This window comes from Lysinibacillus phoenicis, from assembly GCF_047238325.1.
Lineage (GTDB): Bacteria > Bacillota > Bacilli > Bacillales_A > Planococcaceae > Lysinibacillus > Lysinibacillus irui.
On sequence record NZ_JBDFMP010000002.1, the window covers coordinates 3,943,302 to 3,964,454 of the forward strand.

Annotated in this window: 17 protein-coding genes, 1 pseudogene and 1 other annotated feature; of the genes and pseudogenes, 10 read left to right on the plus strand and 8 right to left on the minus strand. The window is 36.8% G+C overall.

What is annotated here, in order from left to right; all coding sequences use genetic code 11:
* Positions 1 to 93 precede the first annotated feature (93 nt).
* The 4 genes from ABC382_RS21290 to leuS all read left to right on the plus strand — a co-directional run bounded on the left by ABC382_RS21290 (position 94) and on the right by leuS (position 6,349).
* Entirely contained in the window at positions 94 to 1,272 is a 1,179-nt protein-coding gene (locus ABC382_RS21290; RefSeq protein WP_274794155.1) for an MDR family MFS transporter, read from the plus strand.
* 150 nt (positions 1,273 to 1,422) lie between these two features.
* On the plus strand, positions 1,423 to 1,770 hold the full coding sequence (locus ABC382_RS21295; RefSeq protein ID WP_274794154.1) for an ArsR/SmtB family transcription factor: 348 nt from the start codon (positions 1,423 to 1,425) through the stop codon (positions 1,768 to 1,770).
* A 56-nt stretch (positions 1,771 to 1,826) separates the two neighbouring features.
* Positions 1,827 to 3,569: a SulP family inorganic anion transporter gene (locus tag ABC382_RS21300; protein WP_322611794.1), complete on the plus strand. Its 1,743-nt coding sequence runs from the start codon at positions 1,827 to 1,829 to the stop codon at positions 3,567 to 3,569.
* Between the two features lie 65 nt (positions 3,570 to 3,634).
* Positions 3,635 to 3,845 (plus strand) — a binding site (T-box leader).
* Between the two features lie 86 nt (positions 3,846 to 3,931).
* On the plus strand, positions 3,932 to 6,349 hold the full coding sequence (gene leuS / locus ABC382_RS21305; protein WP_312506629.1) for a leucine--tRNA ligase: 2,418 nt from the start codon (positions 3,932 to 3,934) through the stop codon (positions 6,347 to 6,349).
* Between the two features lie 824 nt (positions 6,350 to 7,173).
* Here the strand turns inward: leuS and ABC382_RS21310 are convergent.
* On the minus strand, positions 7,174 to 8,355 hold the full coding sequence (locus ABC382_RS21310) for a NupC/NupG family nucleoside CNT transporter (RefSeq protein ID WP_274797369.1): 1,182 nt from the start codon (positions 8,353 to 8,355) through the stop codon (positions 7,174 to 7,176).
* A gap of 375 nt (positions 8,356 to 8,730) precedes the next feature.
* Between ABC382_RS21310 and ABC382_RS21315 the strand changes: the two genes are divergently transcribed.
* The 3 genes and pseudogenes from ABC382_RS21315 (at position 8,731) to ABC382_RS21325 (ending at position 10,183) form a co-directional block, all read left to right on the plus strand.
* Positions 8,731 to 8,856, plus strand: a complete 126-nt coding sequence (locus ABC382_RS21315; protein WP_412927078.1) for a hypothetical protein — start codon at positions 8,731 to 8,733, stop codon at positions 8,854 to 8,856.
* A 21-nt stretch (positions 8,857 to 8,877) separates the two neighbouring features.
* Positions 8,878 to 9,252 (plus strand): annotated as a pseudogene (locus ABC382_RS21320) (sigma-70 family RNA polymerase sigma factor); the annotation flags it as partial.
* Positions 9,239 to 10,183 (plus strand): hypothetical protein, encoded by a 945-nt coding sequence (locus ABC382_RS21325; protein WP_312506627.1) that lies wholly within the window; start codon positions 9,239 to 9,241, stop codon positions 10,181 to 10,183. The pseudogene ABC382_RS21320 and the gene ABC382_RS21325, both read left to right, overlap by 14 nt.
* Positions 10,184 to 10,213: 30 nt before the next feature.
* On the opposite strand, the gene ABC382_RS21330 is transcribed toward ABC382_RS21325, so the two are convergent.
* Genes ABC382_RS21330 through ABC382_RS21360 form a run of 7 tightly spaced genes read right to left on the minus strand, consistent with a single transcriptional unit; the run spans position 10,214 to position 16,859 of the window.
* Complete coding sequence (locus tag ABC382_RS21330; RefSeq protein ID WP_274794149.1) at positions 10,214 to 11,476, minus strand: permease; 1,263 nt, start codon at positions 11,474 to 11,476, stop codon at positions 10,214 to 10,216.
* A gap of 4 nt (positions 11,477 to 11,480) precedes the next feature.
* Positions 11,481 to 12,179, minus strand: a complete 699-nt coding sequence (locus tag ABC382_RS21335) for a response regulator transcription factor (protein ID WP_274794148.1) — start codon at positions 12,177 to 12,179, stop codon at positions 11,481 to 11,483.
* Positions 12,180 to 12,217: 38 nt separating this feature from the next.
* Entirely contained in the window at positions 12,218 to 12,970 is a 753-nt protein-coding gene (locus ABC382_RS21340) for a sensor histidine kinase (RefSeq protein ID WP_312506626.1), read from the minus strand.
* Between the two features lie 37 nt (positions 12,971 to 13,007).
* Positions 13,008 to 14,000, minus strand: a complete 993-nt coding sequence (locus ABC382_RS21345) for an ABC transporter ATP-binding protein (protein WP_274794146.1) — start codon at positions 13,998 to 14,000, stop codon at positions 13,008 to 13,010.
* Positions 13,997 to 15,010: an ABC transporter ATP-binding protein gene (locus tag ABC382_RS21350; protein ID WP_274794145.1), complete on the minus strand. Its 1,014-nt coding sequence runs from the start codon at positions 15,008 to 15,010 to the stop codon at positions 13,997 to 13,999. The genes ABC382_RS21345 and ABC382_RS21350 overlap by 4 nt, the downstream gene beginning before the upstream one ends.
* A gap of 14 nt (positions 15,011 to 15,024) precedes the next feature.
* The gene (nikB, locus tag ABC382_RS21355; RefSeq protein WP_274794144.1) at positions 15,025 to 15,945 is read right to left on the minus strand and encodes a nickel ABC transporter permease; all 921 of its coding nucleotides are present in this window, start codon (positions 15,943 to 15,945) and stop codon (positions 15,025 to 15,027) included.
* A gap of 14 nt (positions 15,946 to 15,959) precedes the next feature.
* Positions 15,960 to 16,859 carry an ABC transporter permease gene (locus ABC382_RS21360; RefSeq protein ID WP_274794143.1) on the minus strand — a complete coding sequence of 300 codons (900 nt, stop codon included), beginning with the start codon at positions 16,857 to 16,859 and terminating at the stop codon, positions 15,960 to 15,962.
* A gap of 182 nt (positions 16,860 to 17,041) precedes the next feature.
* On the opposite strand from ABC382_RS21360, the gene ABC382_RS21365 reads away from it, so the two are divergent.
* Genes ABC382_RS21365 through ABC382_RS21375 form a run of 3 tightly spaced genes read left to right on the plus strand, consistent with a single transcriptional unit; the run spans position 17,042 to position 21,103 of the window.
* Positions 17,042 to 18,601: a glutathione ABC transporter substrate-binding protein gene (locus ABC382_RS21365; RefSeq protein ID WP_274794142.1), complete on the plus strand. Its 1,560-nt coding sequence runs from the start codon at positions 17,042 to 17,044 to the stop codon at positions 18,599 to 18,601.
* Positions 18,602 to 18,644: 43 nt separating this feature from the next.
* Positions 18,645 to 19,895: an amidohydrolase family protein gene (locus ABC382_RS21370; RefSeq protein WP_274794141.1), complete on the plus strand. Its 1,251-nt coding sequence runs from the start codon at positions 18,645 to 18,647 to the stop codon at positions 19,893 to 19,895.
* Positions 19,892 to 21,103 carry an amidohydrolase gene (locus ABC382_RS21375; RefSeq protein ID WP_322606020.1) on the plus strand — a complete coding sequence of 404 codons (1,212 nt, stop codon included), beginning with the start codon at positions 19,892 to 19,894 and terminating at the stop codon, positions 21,101 to 21,103. The genes ABC382_RS21370 and ABC382_RS21375 overlap by 4 nt, the downstream gene beginning before the upstream one ends.
* Positions 21,104 to 21,153 lie beyond the last annotated feature (50 nt).

A 21,153-nucleotide genomic window follows, 5' to 3' on the forward strand; every position in this document is an offset into this window, starting at 1 on the left:
ACTTGTAAAAAGGGTAAAATTATTTTCCTTGTACTTTTAAGTGTTTCAGCATAAACTAGCTATTTAGAGAAGCGAAATAATGGAGGTCATCATATGCCAAAACGTGTTTGGTTTTTAATAATTGGAATGCTTGTTAACACAACAGGCAACTCTTTTTTATGGCCTTTAAATGCCATTTATATGCATGATTATTTAGGAAAAACGCTTGCGATGGCTGGCTTTGTCTTAATGCTCAATTCTGCTGCTGGGGTACTTGGTAACCTACTAGGAGGTTACTTATTTGATAGAATTGGTGGCTATAAGGCTATAATGTTTGGCATTCTGTTAACGATTGCTTCACTAATTGGTTTAACGATTTGGCACGGTTGGCCACATTATGTGTGGTTTTTAACAATACTCGGCTTTAGTGGGGGCATCGTTTTTCCAAGTATGTTTGCATTAGCTGGTGCTGCATGGCCAGAGGGCGGACGAAAAGCCTTTAATGCCATCTATTTGGCACAGAATGTTGGAGTTGCTGTAGGACCTGCACTTGCAGGTATAGTGGCAGATTATCAATTTGACTATGTTTTTAAAGTAAATTTAGGGATGTATATTTTATTCTTTTTCATTGCGCTATTTACATTTAAGCGTTTAGAGGTAGGGAGTATTGCACCGAAGAGTGTCGTTAGTGAAAGTAAACGAATTGTTAACAAGGCACCATTCTATGCTTTGTTAATTATTAGTGCGTCCTCCGTTTTATGTTGGCTAGCATATTCTCAATGGAGTGCAACGATTTCGTCTTATACCCAAGATTTAGGCTTGGGGTTAAAACAATACAGCTTACTTTGGACAATAAATGGTCTACTTATTGTTTTGGGGCAACCTCTTATTGCGCCTCTTGTAAAACGGTGGGAGCATCATTTAAAACGTCAGTTAGTGTTTGGTGTAACGCTTATTGCCATTTCTTTTGGAATTATTGCCTTTGCAAGTGATTTTAAAATGTTCGGTGCAGCGATGCTTGTTTTAACATTTGGCGAAATGTTTTATACCCCCGCATTGCCAACCATTGCGAATCAACTTGCACCAAAAGGACGACAAGGGTTTTATCAGGGCATAATTAATAGTGCTGCGACTGGGGGACGGATGATTGGGCCATTATTCGGCGGGATAATGGTGGATCAGTTTGGGATGATCCCTCTAGTGTTAACCTTAGTGGTCATTGTGCTGTTGGCTATTATCCCATGTTTAACTTACGATTATCCTTTAAAAAAGAACAATATAGTTGTAGATTAATAATCTAACAAAATAAAAAGAGAGCAAAATCGAGTGTGTATAACACTAGGTTTTGCTCTTTTTTATAGGAGATATTGAAAAATATTGTCAACAGGCTTACAATTATATATATTCAAATATTTGAATATGTAGTGATATGGAGGTTTTTTTATGGAAGAGGGCTTACAACAGTTTAAGGCGGATTTTTTTAAAGCATTAGCACATCCGTTACGTATTAGAATACTTGAACTCCTTGTAGATGGTCAGAAAAGTGTCAACGAGATTCAAGATTGTTTAGAAAAAGAGGGCTCGGCAGTTTCACAGCAATTAAGTGTTTTACGTGCTAAAAATATTGTTTATGGGGTGAAAGAAGGTAAAAAAGTTTACTATTCTTTAAGTGATCCAATGATTGGTGAATTACTCGGAGTGGCAAAGGATATTTTTAATAACCATTTAGTTAATACCATTTCAAGATTAGAAGAAATGACGAGCAATGAAGGTGACGAAGACAATAAGTAAATCAATGATGTTTAAAAATTATGCTTTGCTTATTATTTTGAAGGGAAGATTTATCTATGAAGTCACTGTTTACAGGACGCTTTGAAGGGTATTCAGTTCATCATGTAAAGAAGGATGTAATGTCTGGAATTATTGTTGGGATTGTCGCCATTCCACTCGCCATGTCCTTTGCCATTGCATCTGGTGTGAAACCTGAGTATGGTATTTATACCGCTTGTATTGCTGGTATCCTTATTTCGCTTTTTGGTGGATCTAAATATCAAATTGGTGGGCCCACCGGAGCGTTTGTGCCGGTATTATTAGGAATTGTCCTTACTTATGGCTATGAAGATTTATTACTTGCCGGTTTAATGGCAGGGGTTCTGCTTTGCTTAATGGGTATTTTTAAGCTGGGGTCTTTAATTAAGTTTATTCCTCGCCCTGTAACAGTTGGTTTTACTGCAGGTATAGCTGTTCTTATTTTTACAGGTCAAATTGCCAATTTTTTAGGGCTAACCAATATGGAAAGACATGAATATTTTATGGACAATATACAAGAAATCGTTAAGCAGCTAGGTACGACGAATGTTTATAGTATCTTTACGGCAATCCTTTGTTTACTAACGATTATCATCACACCAAAACTTTTTCCAAAAGTTCCTGGTGCATTAGTTGGAATTGTTGTTTCAACTCTTGTGGCAACGTTCTTCTTTTCAGGACAAGTTTCCACTATTGCAACAGCCTATGGTCAAATTCCTAATTCATTACCTCATTTTGCTTTTCCTCCTATTACGTTGGAACGCTTACAACAGCTTATTGGTCCAGCGTTTGTCATTGCAATGCTAGGAGGCATAGAATCTCTGCTATCTGCTGTCGTTGCAGACGGGATGACAAATAGTAAGCATAACAGCAACCGGGAACTTATTGGGCAAGGGATTGCCAATATCGTGACGCCATTGTTTGGAGGTATACCTGCCACGGGTGCGATTGCACGTACAGCGACCAATATTAAAACAGGCGCAGTTTCTCCTATGTCAGGTATCATCCATGGTGTGTTTGTCTTAGTCACATTATTGTTATTAGCTCCATATGCGTCACACATACCGTTAGCAAGTATGGCTCCTGTGTTAATGGTAGTAGCTTGGAATATGAGTGAACGACACCATTTTTCGCATATTGTGAAGTTAAAATCTGGAGATTCACTTGTATTATTGATTACCTTTTTATTAACTGTCTTTACTAGTCTTACATTAGCAGTCGAAGTAGGGCTAGTCTTGGCTGTGCTTTTATTTGCGAAACGGATGAGTGAAAAGCTTGTTGTCACAAAAGTATTACCCGATCATTCCCTCAAAGGGGAGAAGGTGCAGGCACATGTCGTTCACAAGCAGCATGATTGTCCGCAAATTAGCATGTATACAATTGAAGGTCCACTGTTTTTTGGTGCAGCACAAATGTTTGAACAAACGATTGAAAGCGCGTTACATCAGAAATCAAAAGTTTTGATTTTACGAATGGGGAAAGTGCCCTTTATGGATTCAACTGGTGAAGCATATTTTAGCAATATCATGGATAACTTTATAGCGCAAGGTGGTACTATTTTGTTAACTGGTGTGCAAGGTGATTTAAAGGTAGCCCTGCAGCACAATGGAATCTACGATAAAATAGGCGCGCAACATTTTTATCAGCACACAGGAGAAGCAATTACAAAAGCTATTAGCTATTTGGATGTAAATCAATGCATTGGATGTCAGCATTTTGCTTTTCATGAATGTAAGGATTTATCTAAAACTAAGGAAAAAAAGGAATTAATTGTTCAGTAATGGGTAACCTGTAAACAAAGGCTTGTGCTTTTCAATACTTTCCATTAGAATAAATGCAATATCATGTAAAGACTGTGATGAGGAATAGTAGATTTGTGGTTCTTTTTAGAGAGCTAGCGGTTGGTGAAAGCTAGTAAGAAAGCAAGTTGAACTCGCCTTCTGAGTCTGCCCGCGTGAAATATCGTGTGTCGTTTCTTCCGCGTTAAGGAAGCTTGAGCCGAGTGTAATCACTAATCTGGGTGGTACCGCGGGAGTACAAATTCTCTCGTCCCTTCTTTAAGAATGGGGCGAGTTTTTTTATTTTTTAAATATTTTGTCAATTCTGATGAAGAGCAACATGATCCATCGAAGGAGGAAAAAGAATGAGTTTTAATCATCAACAAATTGAAAAAAAGTGGCAGCAATATTGGGCTGATAATAAAACATTTAAAACTGAAAATGAAACAGCGAAGCCTAAATTTTATGCCCTAGATATGTTCCCATATCCATCTGGCGCTGGACTTCATGTAGGCCATCCAGAAGGATATACAGCAACAGATATCCTTTCACGCTTTAAACGTATGCAAGGCTACAATGTATTACACCCAATGGGCTGGGATGCATTTGGTTTACCAGCTGAGCAATATGCACTTGATACTGGTAATGATCCAGCTGAGTTTACCGCAAAAAATATTGCGACATTCAAGCGTCAAATCCAAGAGCTAGGCTTTAGCTATGATTGGGATCGCGAAATTAACACAACGGACCCTAACTATTATAAATGGACACAATGGATTTTTATCCAACTTTATAAAAAAGGTTTAGCTTATGTCGATGAAGTGGCTGTGAACTGGTGTCCAGCACTTGGTACTGTATTGGCGAATGAAGAGGTAATTGATGGGAAATCAGAACGTGGAGGGCATCCAGTAGAACGTCGACCAATGAAACAATGGATGCTAAAAATTACGGCATATGCAGACCGTTTAATTGATGACTTAGAGGAAGTAGATTGGCCAGAGTCTATTAAAGATATGCAACGTAACTGGATTGGTCGTTCAGAAGGGGCAGAAGTAACATTTGATATTGATGGTACAGATCAAAACTTCACGGTATTTACAACACGTCCTGATACATTATTTGGTGCTACATACTGTGTGCTTGCACCTGAACATAAATTAGTAGAACAGATTACTACTGCTGAACAACGCCAAGCTGTCGAGGATTATTTAGAAAAGGTCAAAATGAAATCTGACCTTGAGCGTACAGATTTAGCGAAAGAGAAAACAGGTGTATTTACAGGAGCCTATGCAGTGAATCCGATTAACGGTAAAAAAGTACCGATTTGGATTGCTGATTATGTACTAGTGTCTTACGGTACAGGTGCTATTATGGCGGTTCCAGCCCATGATGAACGCGACTATGAATTTGCAACAGCGTTCGGCTTAGACATTGTACCTGTCCTTGAAGGCGGAGACATCAGCAAAGAAGCATTTACTGGTGATGGTCCACATATTAACTCGGACTTCCTAAATGGTTTAAACAAAGTAGATGGCATCGCGAAAGCAATCGAATGGTTAGAGCAAAAAGGCGTAGGGGAGAAGAAAATCTCTTATCGTCTACGTGACTGGTTATTCTCTCGTCAACGTTACTGGGGTGAACCGATTCCAATGATTCATTGGGAAGATGGCACGATCACACCTGTTCCAGAAGAGGAACTACCATTAATGCTTCCGAAAACAGATAATATCCGTCCATCGGGTACTGGTGAATCACCATTGGCAAATATTGCAGAATGGGTGAATGTTGTAGATCCAGAGACAGGCAAAAAAGGCCGTCGTGAAACAAATACAATGCCACAGTGGGCAGGCTCTAGCTGGTACTTCTTACGCTATATCGATCCTACAAATACAGAAGCGATTGCTGATCCAGAATTACTAAAACGCTGGTTACCAGTTGATATTTATATTGGTGGGGCTGAGCATGCTGTACTACATTTACTATACGCTCGCTTCTGGCATAAAGTGTTATATGATTTAGGTGTTGTTCATACGAAAGAGCCGTTCCAAAAATTATTTAACCAAGGTATGATTCTTGGTGAAGGTAATGAAAAAATGTCTAAATCTAAAGGGAATGTTGTAAACCCAGATGAAATCATCGATTCGCATGGGGCAGATACATTACGTTTATATGAAATGTTTATGGGACCACTTGAGGCTTCTGTTGCATGGTCTACAAATGGCTTAGACGGCGCACGACGCTTCTTAGACCGTATCTGGCGTCTATTTGTCAATGAAGAGGATGGAACAATCTCTGCTAAAATTCAAGTATCTAACGATCAAACACTTGAAAAAGCTTATCACCAAACAGTGAAAAAAGTGACAGAGGATTATGAAGGCATCCGCTTTAATACAGCTATTTCACAAATGATGGTATTTATCAACGATTGCTATAAAGTTGATGTGATCCCAACAGCCTATGCGGAAGGTTTTGTTAAAATGCTAGCACCAATCGCTCCACATATTGCTGAAGAATTATGGCAGCTATTAGGTAATGAAGGAACAATTTCTTATGCGCAATGGCCAACGTATGATGAAGCTAAGCTTGTGGATGATGAAGTAGAAGTAGCAGTGCAAGTTGCGGGTAAAGTACGTGCTAAAATCGTCGTAGCAAAAGATGCTTCAAAAGAGGACATCGAAAAAGTGGCGTTGGCTGATGAAAAAGTACAAGAATATATGGCAGGAAAGAGCTTAGTAAAAGTCATCGTTATTCCAGGCAAACTTGTCAATATTGTCGTTAAATAAAGAGACATAAATTAAAATGTGCATTACTAAAACATAGTTATCAATACCTAAATAAAAAAATAAATCAAAGGACAAAACATATTTTATATGACTAATATGTTTTGTCCTTTTTAAATTAGTATAACGAAATACTAAAGAAACCTTCAGGTTCGGTCCATCCTTCTCATTTATAACGATTAAACGGAATTCTTTTAACACTTTTGTATTTTTTAAATGGACAGGTACAGTAAATCCAGATCCTTTCTGGATAGGTTCTCAATGTTAATTATTAGAAAAGGAGAATAGTTTTGTTATCTATAGTTCCTATTATTCTTTTTGGTATTTCACTTACCCCTTTGTATTGTACTATTTCTTAGAATGAATCGAATCAAAGAACGTAAAGAGAAATTACCTCTAATAATTCTATTTAGTTTCACTCTACTTAGTTTTTTAGTGCTATTGTATTTTTGGCTTTTTCATTAAATAACATCGTTAAATTTTTTGAAGTGAAGGAATGGATAGATCCCATTCAAGAGCAGAATCATTTGAATCAGTCTATTATTCAGAACGATGAAAAACTGAAAGAACACTCATCTGTTTAAGAGTTAAAACAAATGAGTGTTTTTTTAATTTGATAAGTGTTGGGCATGAACGCCTTTAATTGGGCAAAGCGGTCATATTCAGTCATTCTTAGCACCTAACTTTCTTTTCATCCTTTCTTGTCTACATCTTGCAAATGTCGTTGTTTTGATGTGCAACCCATAGCGATTACGAAGATACAATACAGAAAAACTGCACCCAACTAACCGAGTCGAGTGCAGTTCAAAAATAGTCCCATATTCAGTTTAAATAATCAATCCAACAATAATAGCTGTTAGGATACTTACAAGTGTAGCGCCGTACAACAACTTTAAGCCAAATCGTGCAACAACATTTCCTTGTCTTTCGTTCAACCCTTTCACTGCCCCGGAAATAATACCAATGGATGAAAAGTTGGCAAAGGATACAAGGAATACAGAAATAATGCCCAGTGTACGTTCACTCATGGACGCTGAGACGTCACCAAGATTGATCATGGCAACGAATTCATTCGTTACTAATTTAGTTGCCATAATGCCGCCAGCAGAAACAGCATCTTTCCATGGGATCCCCATTAAGAAGGCGATTGGTGCAAAGATATAGCCTAATATTTCTTGGAAAGAGATGCCGATAATCATATCAAATAGTGAATTGATTAAATCCATTAAAGCTACGAAACCAATAAGCATGGCACCAACAATGATGGCTACTTTAAAGCCATCCATAATATATTCTCCAATCATTTGGAAGAAGGCTTGCTTATGCTCATCTTCAATCGTTAAGATATCTTCCTTTTCATCTACAGTATAAGGATTAATGATGGACACAATGATAAAGCCCCCAAATAGATTCAGGACTATGGCCGTTACAACATATTTAGGCTCAATCATTGTCATGTAGGCTCCAACAACTGACATCGAAACGGTAGACATAGCTGATGCACATAAAGTATACATACGATGAGGGGCAATCTTATCTAATTGTTTTTTGACCGTTATGAATACTTCGGATTGTCCTACCATAGCAGAAGCAACGGCATTATAGGACTCTAATTTTCCCATACCACTGACTTTGCTTAAAAATAATCCTATCCATTTCATAAATAAGGGAAGTATTCTAAAGTGTTGTAAAATCCCGATCAAGACTGAAATAAAGATAATCGGTAATAATACTGTTAAAAAGAATGGTGATTCTCCTTCATTTGCTAAACCACCAAAAACAAATGATATACCTGCATTGGCATATGATAATAAATGATCAAATACTTTTGTGATTCCTTTGATTAGAACATAACCAACTGTTGTATTGAGTAGTAAAGCTGCCAATAAAAATTGGATGATTAACATAATAACTATATATTTATATTTTATTTCTTTTTTGTTTTTACTCATTAAAAAAGCTAATGCAAAAACAAGTAACAATCCACACAAGGATATTAAGTACCTCATCATTTCCTCCATATTTATATATAATATTTTTTGCCATGATGTTCCAATTTCAAAAGAACAGCTTAAGATCTAATTAGTCAGACGTCAGACAAACAATCTCACTATAACAGTTTTTTTGCTAGTTATTCAATAGAAAAAAGAAAAAAAGTATGCTTCTTGGCATACGAATACGATAAATACAGTGTATAACCGACATATTCCAAATAAAATCATTAAAATCAACGATGAAAAAAATGCTTGTTACAATGCTTTTTTATTGTGTGGAGTTTTTGAAAAATTATGTCCATCGTAAAAACGTAGCGGTTATTTTCTTTTTTTGAAACCAATAAGCAATGGATTACGACTATAGGGTGAATGTGTATAGGAGGTGTTTGGGTGAGTGAGCATTTAGCAGCCATTATGGAAGAGCACGGTGAATATTGCTTACGAGTGGCTTATCTATATGTAAAGGACTGGTCGATTGCTGAAGAAATTGTTCAGGATGTATTTTTCGCGTATTAACGTCAGCAGAATCGTTTTGAACAAAGATCCTCCCTAAAGACGTATTTAGTCAAAATTACCGTACATAAAAGTCATGATTATCTACGAAGTTGGAAAAATAAACGACATCTATTGATGGAAAAAATACATATGGGTGCAAGTAAACGTACTCCGGAAAAGGAATTAGTAGTTAAGGATGAGCGATCAACATTAAAGTGTGCTTTATTTGAGTTACCAATTACTTATCGAGAGGTAGCTATCCTTTATTATTATCAGGAATTAAAGATCAGGGAAATGGCAGATATTCTTGCATGTACAGAAAATACGATTAAAACTAGATTGCACCGAGCAAGAAAAATGTTACAGGAAAGATTAGAGAAAAGTGAGTGGGAGGTGTTAGTAGATGACAACTTTTAAAGAGAAGTTGGATCAAGAACTTGGCGAAGCACCACGATTTACGCAATCATTACAGCAGGATATTCTACAGCGAGTACAGCAAGAAAAAAAGGTAACAAAACGCTGGTCATATCCACTGATTTTTATAGGTGCGATACTCATACTACTTTTGTTAGTAGAGATGGGGCCATTAGGACAGATGGAGCAAACTCGTCAAGCTTCAATTGTTACCCTGGCACAGCAAGAAACAGTAAAAAAATATACGATGATTTCAAATTCAGATGAGGAGACCTTTCTAGCGGGAAGACCTGGGTGGACGATTGGCCAAAAAGTATATAAACAAATTCCCGAAAAGGAATTATTACAGCAGCTATTACAGCAGGCCACAGTAACACAGAAATATGAAGAGAACCAATTTTTATTTCGTACCATACAGGATGTTTGGGCACAGTTTGAAAATGACCAGATCATTAAGTTGAAGATGTTCATAGGTGAGGAAAGTATTCTAATAGAAGATCATGACCATAAATCATTTTATAAAGTTAATAATAGAGAACTGACAAAGGCTTATGAAAACCTCACTCTCAAAGATCAAGCTAAATTTGGAATGAAAGGTTATGTTGTTTTTCTAGTCCTTCTACTAGCTATTCATATGCTTGTCGAAAAAATAATGAGGAAAAGGTTCAACATTCCAAAGGGGTATGTTTCTAGGGGCCATCGACGTGCTGTATGGACTCTTAAAGCTTTGAATATCGTCATGCTCATTTTATTTATGGTAAAAGGGTGGATTTTATATACCGTCATCATTGGAGGATACTTAACTGTTATTCTTTTTAGTTCCATTTTTATAGACTACTGCTACGGTCGAGAGGAAAAAAGAAATTATCTTTCTATCAGTTTAGCTATTGTCAGTCTCCTATTACTTAGCCTATTTATTTTTTATATCAGCTAATTGAAGACAAAAGCCTGAACCCGAAAAAATCTAGTGTTCAGGCTTCTTTTCTTTAGTTTCAGTTTGTAGCATTAATTGATAGATACACGAAATCATAAAGCTAGCAGCTAATCCATATAGCATGTTAAAGTTTAGACCTACACCTAATCCGATAATCATGGAAAGCAGTAGAACCAGCCAGCTATGTTGATGAATGCTACGATTAGTAAATAACAGAATTAACATAAACGGTAGCATTGAAATGTGTAAGAAGGCGAAAGAATAGATAACACCTAAAATAGTTAAATCAATAGATAAGAAAAAAATTAATATAATAACCATTAGACAAATCAAATAAAAGTAGTAAGGTCTTTTCTTCACAAAAAATCGTTTCGTTGCCCGCATGTCTACTAGTAAGGTCGTTACAACAGCTAATAGAACAATAACAAGGAAGGCAAAAGTTAGAAAGCCTGGTTGTACTTCATATAAAAATGTGAAAATCAGAACTTGAAACTGGCCAAAGGAGCCACCATATAAAGCAATCATTAAGATGGCTGTGAATGACAGTGTTAATAACGCTAAGATCACACCTGATGAAAGTAGACTACGACGCACTTTTTTTGGCTTAATAAATGCAATTAAATACCAAGTCGATTTATCAAAGAGAACTTGTCCTAAAACAGCTAGTTGAATTATAACAAAAAAGAGTAGGATCTCACTATTTTTAAAATAAAATAAATACGGGTGGTATAAGCGAATTCCTTCATATACAGTACTTGCGCCATTTTGTACGAAGTAATAAATGGGAATAAAAATAAGTAAAGAAAAAAGAGCAATAATAAATAAAATTTCGAGCCATAGTATACTTTTCACTGACATGATCCGATCAAGAAGTAACATGATAATTAAAAATAAAAAAAGTGTAATAGGCACAGGGATATTTAACATAATTTCAGATAATACACTGATGCTTATTAATTGAATTAGCCATAGTTCAATGCCTGTCAGAAGATAAAATAGCCGTATCACTTTTAAATTCATGCCACTTAATTTTTGCTGTATCGTAAAAAGTAAAAAACTTTGTGTATGTTGATGTTGCGTGTAATCACTCTTATTTAACAATGAGCCGAGTACAATAAACGAAATAGCCGTTGCTAATGTATAACAAATACCTGCCATAAAGCCAAAAGAAATAAGGGCTGAGGGTGAGGACAATAATAAGTTCCCATGAATCCATCTAGCTAAAAGAATGATAACACCTGCCGCAGTGCTTAAACTTGCAAATGGTACGAGCAATGGAATTTTCTTTAGCATACAATCAATTACCTTTACTTATTTTAGATGATTTATATTGTCGTGGTGATTGGTTATATTTTTTCTTAAAGGCGACACTAAAATAGTGTTGGCTATTAAAACCACAGCTCTCTGCAATTGTAGACATACTTGCATCCAGATTATCATTTATTTTCTTCACAGCCATTTCTAGTCGATAATTGTTTATATACTCATTAATTCCGACGGACTGCTCCTCCAAAAATTTACGGCTTAAATAGCTAGGGTTCAAATGAATCTTTTCTGCAATTATATTTAAACTCAGTTTTTCATAATAGTTTTCATGAATATAGGAAAGTGCGCTTTGGATTGCATCATGGTTAGAGCTCCACACTTTATATTTCTCCACGATAGCATTTAATTCGCTAGCAATAACTGGTTTTGTAAGATAATCCTTTACCCCGATACGCAATGCTTGTTGGGCATATTCAAAGGTCTGATAAGCAGTTACCATAATGATATCAACTTCATAAAGCTCCTTTAGTTCCTTACTTAAAGTGATTCCATCTTTCCCAGGCATTTGAATATCTAAAAAGGCGATGGTCATACGATGCTTTTTAGCTAATTGCAGAGCTTGTGAGGCATCCTGAGCAGTATGGAATGTCCAATTAGGAAAATGAGGTTTTAATAAATAAATCATTTGCTCTAATTCTAGCGGCTCATCATCTGCGATTAATATATTCAAGGTGTCATTCTCCTTTCACATTCAAATTGATAGAAAGCCTAAGCGGGAACATGGATTGTCACAGTATAAAACTGTTCATTATTTTGGATCGAGAATAAAATATTTTCGAGTCCATAAATAAGCTCAAGTCGTTTTCTAATATTTTCAAGACCGTAACCTTGCTGCAATTCGTCCTCTACTAGCACAGTAGTATGTTCTATCTTTTCAAGTGGTTGTGTATTTTTAATTTCTATTAATAATATGTTATCCATTTTTTTTATCGTAATAGATAATTCCGCAGGTCCTATATGTTTTTCAAAGCTATGTTTATATGCATTTTCAATAATGGTCTGCAGAATAAATGGAGGTATCGGGACAGTTAGGGCCTCATCATCCACATGCTTATGAATCGTCAAACGATGTCCAAAGCGTAACTGTTGGATATTTAAATAACTATCGACAAATTGTACCTCGTTTTTTAATGCAATTAAAACCTCATGATTATTGTATTTAAATTTAAAAAACGTTGCTAAGGCCTCAATGCCCGCAACCAAATCCTCCTTTCGATTGATGCGGGCTAGGCTTAGTAATGAATTTAATGCGTTAAAAAAGAAATGCGGCTGTATTTGCTGATTTAACTGGAGAATATTCGCTCTTTGTAAATCCTGCTCAAGCTCTAAATTTCTTTTTTCCTCCTCAAGGCTATCGATTTGTTTTTCGAAAATAAATATAAAAGTAAGCAGAAAAGCTCCAATAATTGGAGCAATTACACATAGGAGAATATATATGTTGAAGGTTTCTAGTTGTAACATAATGACCTCTCCAATTATTTTATTTGTGTAAAGTACATTAAACTAAATTTTCTGCAAAATGGCAAGCTACCTTATGTGTTGCCGTGATTTCTCGTAATGCTGGAACTTCTGCTTTGCATTTATCTGTTGCGAATGGACAACGTGTGTGAAAGCTACAGCCAGTAGGTGGGTTAAGAGGTGACGGTAGGTCTCCTTTTAAAATAATACGCTCCTTGCGATGTTGCTTATCAATCACTGGAATAGATGAAAACAGTGCTTTTGTATAAGGATGATGTGGTTGTGAGAACAGTGACTGCTTATCAGCAATTTCCACGACCTTCCCAAGATACATAACCATAATACGGTCTGAAATATGGCGAACAACACTTAAATCATGTGAGATAAATAGAAATGTTAAATCTAAATCTCTTTGTAGCTGCTTCAGTAAATTTAATATTTGTGCTTGAATGGAAACATCTAAGGCAGAAACAGATTCATCACAAATAATAATTTTAGGATTAACAGCAAGGGCTCTCGCGATACCAATACGCTGGCGCTGACCACCTGAAAATTCATGTGGATAACGCTCTAAATATTCTGGACGTAACCCTACAAGGGACATTAATTCCAACATACGTGCTTCCTGCTTTTCAGGTGGTACTATTTTTTGAATAGACATAGCTTCCGTTAACATTTTTCGAATCGTTCTTCGTGGGTTAAGAGAAGCATATGGATCCTGGAAAATAATTTGTATGTCTTTCCGTGCAGCTCGTAGCTCTTTTTTACTCATATTCACTAAGTTTTTACCGAATAACAATACTTCCCCTGAAGTAGGCTCATCCAATCTTAAAATAGAACGGCCAGTCGTTGATTTTCCACAGCCAGATTCTCCTACAATGCTGAGTGTTTCACCAGGCATAATATCGAAGGAAACACCATCAACAGCTTTAACAACCTGTTGTGGGCCGAAGAGCTTTTCTTTTTTTAAGAAAAAATGCTGTTTTAAATCATTTACTTGTAATAGTGGTTGTGTTTGATGTGCCGTTGTCATACTGTCATCTCCTTCATAAGTGTTTCTCCTTGCCATTCATTGCTGTACATCCAGCATCTAACTTTTTTCCCTTGCTCGACTGTAAGAAGTTCAGGTTGTTTGTCACGACATAAATCTGTAGCAAATGGGCAGCGTTCTGCATAACGACAGCCAATTGGGTAATTGTATGGACTTGGAACAGTTCCATGAATAGTAGAAAGTTCTTCTTGATCTTCATATAGCTTCGGTAAGGATTGAATAAGTCCATTCGTATAAGGGTGTAATGGTTTTTCAAAAAGGCTTTCAGTTGTGCCTTCTTCTACAACCTGTCCCGCATACATAACCGCTATTTTATCACAAACTTCTGCTACAACTCCGAGGTCATGCGTAATGAAGATAATACTCATTCCTAATTGTTTTTGTAGGTTTTGAATAATATCAATAATTTGAGCTTGAATCGTTACATCTAGTGCCGTTGTTGGTTCGTCTGCAATTAACACATCTGGTGTACAGGCTAAGGCCATCGCAATCATAATACGTTGTCGCATGCCACCACTTAATTGATAAGGCTCCTGCTTCGCTCTTTTTTCAGGTGCAGGAATTCCTACTAGACGAATCATATCGACAGCCTTTTGCCATGCTTCTTTACGAGATAAGCCTTGGTGCAATCGAATCGATTCAGCTATTTGCTCACCTACTGATAAAACAGGGTTTAAGCTCGTCATAGGCTCTTGAAAAATCATTGATATTTTATTGCCTCGAATTTTGCGTAACTCTTCATCTGATAATTTTAAGATGTCCGTATTATTTAATAGAATCTCACCATTGATGATTTTTCCAGGTGGTGAGGGTACTAAACGTAGTAATGACAGGGAAGTCATGGATTTTCCACAACCAGATTCACCAACAATACCGAGTGTTTCTCCTTTTTGCAGTGTAAAGGATACGCCATCAACAGCTTTGGCAACCCCTTCACTTGAATAAAAATACGTTTGTAAATTTTTCACTTCCAACACTGTTTCTTGTTTCATCTGTTTTTCCCTCCCTAGTTTAAATCCATTCGTTTATTGAAGAATCGGTATAAAATATCCACGAAAAGATTAATAAAAACAAATATTAATGAGGCAACAAGAACGCCACCTTGAACGACAGGTATGTCACGTGTACGAATAGCATCAACAATCATGCGTCCTAATCCATTGACAGCGAAAACAGATTCTACTAATACAGTTCCACCAAGTAAACTACCAAATTGTAAACCTACTACTGTAATTACTGGGATTAAAGCATTACGTAAGGCATGCTTTAGGATAATGACGTAACCCTTTAAGCCTTTTGCTTTTGCCGTTCGAATATAGTCTTGATTCACGACGTCTAACATACTAGAACGAGTCATACGCGCAACGATAGCTGCACCACCAGCACCAAGAGTGACTGCAGGAAGAATAATATGTTTAGCACTTTCCCAGCCTGCAACAGGAAGCCAATGCAGCTGTACCGAGAAAACATACATTAATAAAATACCTAGCCAGAAACTTGGTAGCGAGATCCCTAATAAGGCCACAATCATAAGGCCAGCATCCATAAAAGAATAGGGACGAATTGCTGAGATGATGCCAGCGATAAGTCCTAAAATAATGGTAATTAATATACTGTAAAAGGCTAGCTCGATTGTAATCGGTAAACGGGCGGTAATTTCCTCAAATACTGGTTGTTTATTTTTTAATGAATGACCCATATCTCCTTGTAAAAGATTTTTAATGTAATCAGTGTATTGAACAGCTAATGGTTTATTGAGCCCTAAATTTTCACGTAATTCTTCAACAGTTTCTTGTGAAGCACCTTCTCCTGCTAAAATAATAGCCGGGTCACCTGGTATCATTTGCATAATAAGAAAAACAACAAGTGTAACACCAAGCGTCACGGGAATAATTTGAGCTAGACGTTTTAAGATAAATAAAGTCATGTATCTTCTCTCCTTTAATTTTTCATTCTTGGGTCTAGCGCATCGCGTAAACCATCTCCAAATAGGTTAAATCCTAATACAAGTATGGAAATCATAATACCTGGGAATAGCGCCATATAAGGAGCGGTAAACAAGAAATCACGACCATTTGAAAGCATGGCACCCCATTCAGGAGATGGTGGCTGTGCACCCAGCCCTAAGAAGGACAGACCAGCTGCAGATAGAATCGCCGTCGCTAAACGCATAGATGCTTGTACAATAATTGGTGACAAAATATTCGGGAAAATATGCTTGATTAATATTGTCATATCATTTGCTCCGAGTGTTTTCACAGCATCGATATATTCCAACTTTTTAACTTCCATTGTCGATCCACGTACGATTCGTGCAAACATTGGAATGGAGAAAAATCCTACAGCAATTGTTACGTTAATAAGACTTGCACCTAATGCACTGACAATGGCTAAGGCAAGTAGGATACCTGGGAAGGCAAGCATAATATCTAAAATTCGACTAATAATGGAATCAACCCATTTACCATAATAGCCAGCGATAAGCCCTAAAAATGTTCCAATTGTTCCGCCAAATAAAACGGCTGAAATACCAACACCGATGGATAAACGTGATCCATATAAAATTCGACTTAAAATATCTCGACCTTTATCGTCAGTTCCCATAAGGTGGTCTAAACTTGGTCCTTGTAATTTTTGACCTAACTGTACATCGTATGGATCATAAGGGGCTAGAATGGGTCCGATGAGAAACATCAATATATAAAGAAGAATGATGATGCCTCCAGCGACAGCTGCTTTATTTTTTTTGATTTTGTTTAGGAAAGAAACAAGATTTTTTTTTCTAGTTGCCTTGCGTGCATTCACTAAAACAGAATGATCGATAGTAGTTACTTTATCCATATCGAATACTCCTTTTCTATTTGATTTGATTTCAATTTAGTGAAAAGCGTAAAGAATGTAAATATTTTATGGAGTATTAGTCAGAAAATTTAAAAAACACGTAAAAATTTTAAAAAACAAGTGAATTTTATTTCTTTATAATTCGAAATGTAAGTAACAAATCACACAAGGAGGAAATGTTTATGAAGAAAATGAAGTTGTTTTTATTCATGGCACTTATTACTGTACTTGTTTTGCAAGCATGCTCTACAGCTAATAATAATAGTGCGGAAGATTCCAAAGAGGGATCGAAAAGTGTAGGAGGAGAATTAGTTGTATTAAGAGCAGCGGATGCTACAAGCTTAGATCCTCATTTTATTACAGATATTCCTTCAGCGAATATTATTCATGGCAAAGTATATGAAACGCTAGTTGCTTTTGATAGAGATCGTAAAATTGTTCCATTACTAGCAAAAGAGTGGGAGCAAAAAGACGATGTCACTTGGACGTTTACATTGAATGAGGGCATTAAATTCCATGATGGTGCAGATTTTAATGCAGAGGCTGTAAAAGCTACTTTCGACCGTATCTTAGATCCTGCAACTGGTTCACCACAGCGTGATAAATTATCAATGATTAATGAAGTAGTAGTAGAGGATACGTATGTTGTTACATTGAAATTAAAAGAACCATATGCACCGCTTTTATCTATTTTAGCAAGCCAAGAAGGTAGTATGATGAGTCCGAAAGCGATTGCGGAAGCGGCTGACGAATTAGCAACACATCCGGTAGGGACAGGCCCATTTGTATTTGAATCTTGGAAATCTGGTCAAGAAATTACATTAAACACAAATAAAGATTACTGGGGTACTGTACCGAAAGTAGATAAAGTAACATTTAAAGTTGTGCCAGAGGATTCTACTCGTTTAGCAATGATTGAAAGTGGAGAAGCTCATATCGCAGAACAAGTTCCTGTTACAGAAATTGACCGTATTGAAAATTCATCAACTATGAATCTATTCCGTGCAGAAGGTCTTGCAGTAGAATTTATCGGTTTCAATGTGAAAGACACATTATTATCGGATGTAAAAGTTCGTCAAGCTATTAGCTATGCAGTTGACCGTGAAGCAATTATTAGTGGTATTTACGATAATGTTGGGACACTTGCGAATTCAGCAATGAGTCCAAAAATCATTGGTTATTCTAGTGAAACGAAGCCGTATGACTATGATGTAGTAAAAGCAAAAGAATTATTAAAAGAAGCTGGTGTTCAAGAGGGAACAAAAGTTAAATTGCTGACAAGTGATCGTAAAGAGCGAATCAATATGGCTGAAGTTATTCAATCCCAATTAAAAGGTATTGGATTAGACGTTGAAATTCAAGTAATGGAATACGGTGCATTTATTTCAGAAATCACGAAAGAGCAGCATCAGTTATTTATTAGTGGTTGGGGTAATGCTACTGGGGATGCTGATTATAACCAATATAATCTATTCCACACAGCTTCTATGGGAGCACCAGGAAACCATTTCTACTATTCAAACCCAGAAGTAGACAAGTTAATTGAACAAGGACGTTCTGAATCAAATCAAGAGGCACGTAATGAAATCTACAAAAAAGCAATGCAAATGGAGTTAGATGAAGCGGTGTATATTCCAGTTCGTAACTATGAGCACTTAGCAGTCTATAGTAATGCTGTAAAAGGTTTCTGGTTAGACGCATCTAACTACACGATGATCAGTGGCGTTGAAATTGTAGAGTAATCAAATTTGGTAATAGACGGAAAATACCAATTGGGAGGAAACTATGAGTAAACTATTGCTGAAAAATGTGAGATTAGAAGAAGCATATGAGCGCGAAAATGAACACATTGTTGCAACTCGTACAGGTATTTATGATGTCCTAATCGAAGATGGGCATGTTCAACAAGTTGATAAGAATATAGTGGTTGCTGGAGATGTAGAAATAGTGGATGCTCAAAAGCAACTGCTAGTTCCTTCATTCAGAGAAATGCATATTCATATCGATAAAACGTACTTCGGTGGAGAATGGCAGGCGCCAAGGCCCATTACTAAAGGGATATTAACTCGTATTGAAGAAGAAAGAACGCTGTTACCAAAGCAGTTACCAACAGCTGCTTATCGAGCAGAGGAAATGGTGAAGTGGCTCATTTCACAAGGACATACCTATATTCGTTCACATTGTAATGTTGACCCACAAATAGGAACTAAGCATATCGAAATTACAAAACAGGTTTTAGAAAAATATCAAGATCAAATTACTTATGATATTGTGGCCTTTCCACAGCACGGCTTACTACGCTCCAATGTGGAAGGACTGATCCGTGAAGCAATGGCAATGGGCGCAACGCTTGTTGGGGGTGTTGATCCATCTATTGTAGACCGTAATATTGAAAAATCCCTACAAACTACGATGGGTATTGCCCAAGACTATCATGCAGGAATCGATATTCATATTCATACAGCTAATACATTAGGTGAATTTGAATTTTATAAATTGATAGAACTAACGAAACAGGCGAAAAAAGAAGGTCAAGTAACAATTAGCCATGCGATGGCACTTGCCGATTTAGAACAGTCACGATTAGAAAATTTAGTTCAAGCAATGGCTGCTGTACAAATAGACGTCACAACTACTGTCCCAACAGACTTGAATCGTTCGACCATACCAATTCCGTATCTTTATAACAATGGAGTAAAGGTTTCTGTAGGACATGATAGTTTAACGGATCATTGGTCACCATACGGTACAGGCAATACGATTATGAAATTAAATGTAATGGCGGAGAGATTCCGTTTTATAGATGAATATTCATTAAGTCGTGCATGGAAGTACGCTTCTGATGGGATTACACCATTGAATGACGCTGGAGAGCGCGTTTGGCCACAAGTTGGTGATAAAGCTAATATGTTGTTAGTAGATGGTGTTAGCACTGCTCATGTTATTGCGAGAAGATGCCCAATTACTACTGTTATTTCACAAGGCAAAATAATTCACTTACAGGATGTAGGAGAGTTGAAAGGAGAATTTAGATGAAGCATTGGCTTACAAATGTTCTACTTGAAACAGGAGAATATATAAAAGAAAATGATACAGTTGGTACGAAAGTGGAGCTTTTTAATCTTGAAATTACAGATGGGTTTATTTCACAAATTATACCAGCAACGCAGGCAGTCGGTTCTCCAAATGAAGTAACAGATATGAAAGGGAAGCTTTTATTACCTGCCTTTAAGGAAATGCACAATCACTTAGATAAAACATACTTATCTTTACCTTGGAAAGCATGTGTACCAGTTAAGAATTTAAAGGAACGACTTGAGCGTGAAGCACAAGAGTTATCCATTCTTGCTACAACAGGTAAACAACGCGCGGCTGCAATGATTGAAAAAATCGTTCAAAATGGCGCCAATCATATTCGTACACATGTTAATATCGATCCGTACATTGGCTTGAAAAATTTAGAGGGCGTACTAGCGGCATTGGAGGATTATAAAGATGTTGTGACATCAGAAGTTATTGCCTTTCCACAGCACGGCTTATTAAGAGATGATGTCCCTAAACTATTGCGTGAAGCCTTACGTAATGGGGCGACAATGATTGGTGGTCTTGATCCAGCAGGGATTGATAATTCAATAGAACCTTCGTTATATGAAGTGATGGATATCGCACAGGAATTTAATGTAGATGTTGATATTCACCTTCATGACGGTGGTCATGTTGGCTATTATACAATCGATAAATGGATCGATATCGTTGAAGATGCAAAATATCAAGGTAGAACGGCGATTAGTCATGCCTTTTCACTTGGTGATGTATCTTTACTGGAGCAGCACAAAATTGCTGAACGATTAGCACAACAACAAGTGAAAATTATGTCAACCGTGCCATTCGATTTAAGACGCTTAATCCCACCGATTGATTTACTGACAGAGCATGGAGTTGATGTCCACTTTGGCTGTGATGGATTTTATGATTCTTGGAGTCCGTATGGCTCAGGAGATATTTTAGAAAAAGCGACGACGTTTGCAGATATTTCTCGTAAACTGGATGAACGCTCTATTCGACAAACGTTAAAATATATTACAAATGGTGTGACACCATTGGATGCAAATGGCCAGAAGGTTTGGCCGAATGTGAAGGACGAAGCAAGTTTTGTATTCTTTGACGCAGTATCAAGTGCTGAAGTTATTGCACGCAAACCATCTAATCGAGTGGTTATGTCGAAAGGAAAATTTATCAACTAGTACAAACAACTAAATCCCCCTTATTTAGTTAACATAGCAAACTAGAAGTT

What these genes read in the sequence shown, in the direction of transcription:
- ABC382_RS21290 (WP_274794155.1), top strand. Translation starts at nt 94, where the DNA reads ATGCCAAAACGTGTTTGGTTTTTAATAATTGGAATGCTTGTTAACACA.
- ABC382_RS21295 (WP_274794154.1), top strand. Translation starts at nt 1,423, where the DNA reads ATGGAAGAGGGCTTACAACAGTTTAAGGCGGATTTTTTTAAAGCATTA.
- ABC382_RS21300 (WP_322611794.1), top strand. Translation starts at nt 1,827, where the DNA reads ATGAAGTCACTGTTTACAGGACGCTTTGAAGGGTATTCAGTTCATCAT.
- leuS (WP_312506629.1), top strand. Translation starts at nt 3,932, where the DNA reads ATGAGTTTTAATCATCAACAAATTGAAAAAAAGTGGCAGCAATATTGG.
- ABC382_RS21310 (WP_274797369.1), bottom strand. Translation starts at nt 8,355, where the DNA reads ATGAGGTACTTAATATCCTTGTGTGGATTGTTACTTGTTTTTGCATTA.
- ABC382_RS21325 (WP_312506627.1), top strand. Translation starts at nt 9,239, where the DNA reads ATGACAACTTTTAAAGAGAAGTTGGATCAAGAACTTGGCGAAGCACCA.
- ABC382_RS21330 (WP_274794149.1), bottom strand. Translation starts at nt 11,476, where the DNA reads ATGCTAAAGAAAATTCCATTGCTCGTACCATTTGCAAGTTTAAGCACT.
- ABC382_RS21340 (WP_312506626.1), bottom strand. Translation starts at nt 12,970, where the DNA reads ATGTTACAACTAGAAACCTTCAACATATATATTCTCCTATGTGTAATT.
- ABC382_RS21345 (WP_274794146.1), bottom strand. Translation starts at nt 14,000, where the DNA reads ATGACAACGGCACATCAAACACAACCACTATTACAAGTAAATGATTTA.
- ABC382_RS21350 (WP_274794145.1), bottom strand. Translation starts at nt 15,010, where the DNA reads ATGAAACAAGAAACAGTGTTGGAAGTGAAAAATTTACAAACGTATTTT.
- nikB (WP_274794144.1), bottom strand. Translation starts at nt 15,945, where the DNA reads ATGACTTTATTTATCTTAAAACGTCTAGCTCAAATTATTCCCGTGACG.
- ABC382_RS21360 (WP_274794143.1), bottom strand. Translation starts at nt 16,859, where the DNA reads ATGGATAAAGTAACTACTATCGATCATTCTGTTTTAGTGAATGCACGC.
- ABC382_RS21365 (WP_274794142.1), top strand. Translation starts at nt 17,042, where the DNA reads ATGAAGAAAATGAAGTTGTTTTTATTCATGGCACTTATTACTGTACTT.
- ABC382_RS21370 (WP_274794141.1), top strand. Translation starts at nt 18,645, where the DNA reads ATGAGTAAACTATTGCTGAAAAATGTGAGATTAGAAGAAGCATATGAG.
- ABC382_RS21375 (WP_322606020.1), top strand. Translation starts at nt 19,892, where the DNA reads ATGAAGCATTGGCTTACAAATGTTCTACTTGAAACAGGAGAATATATA.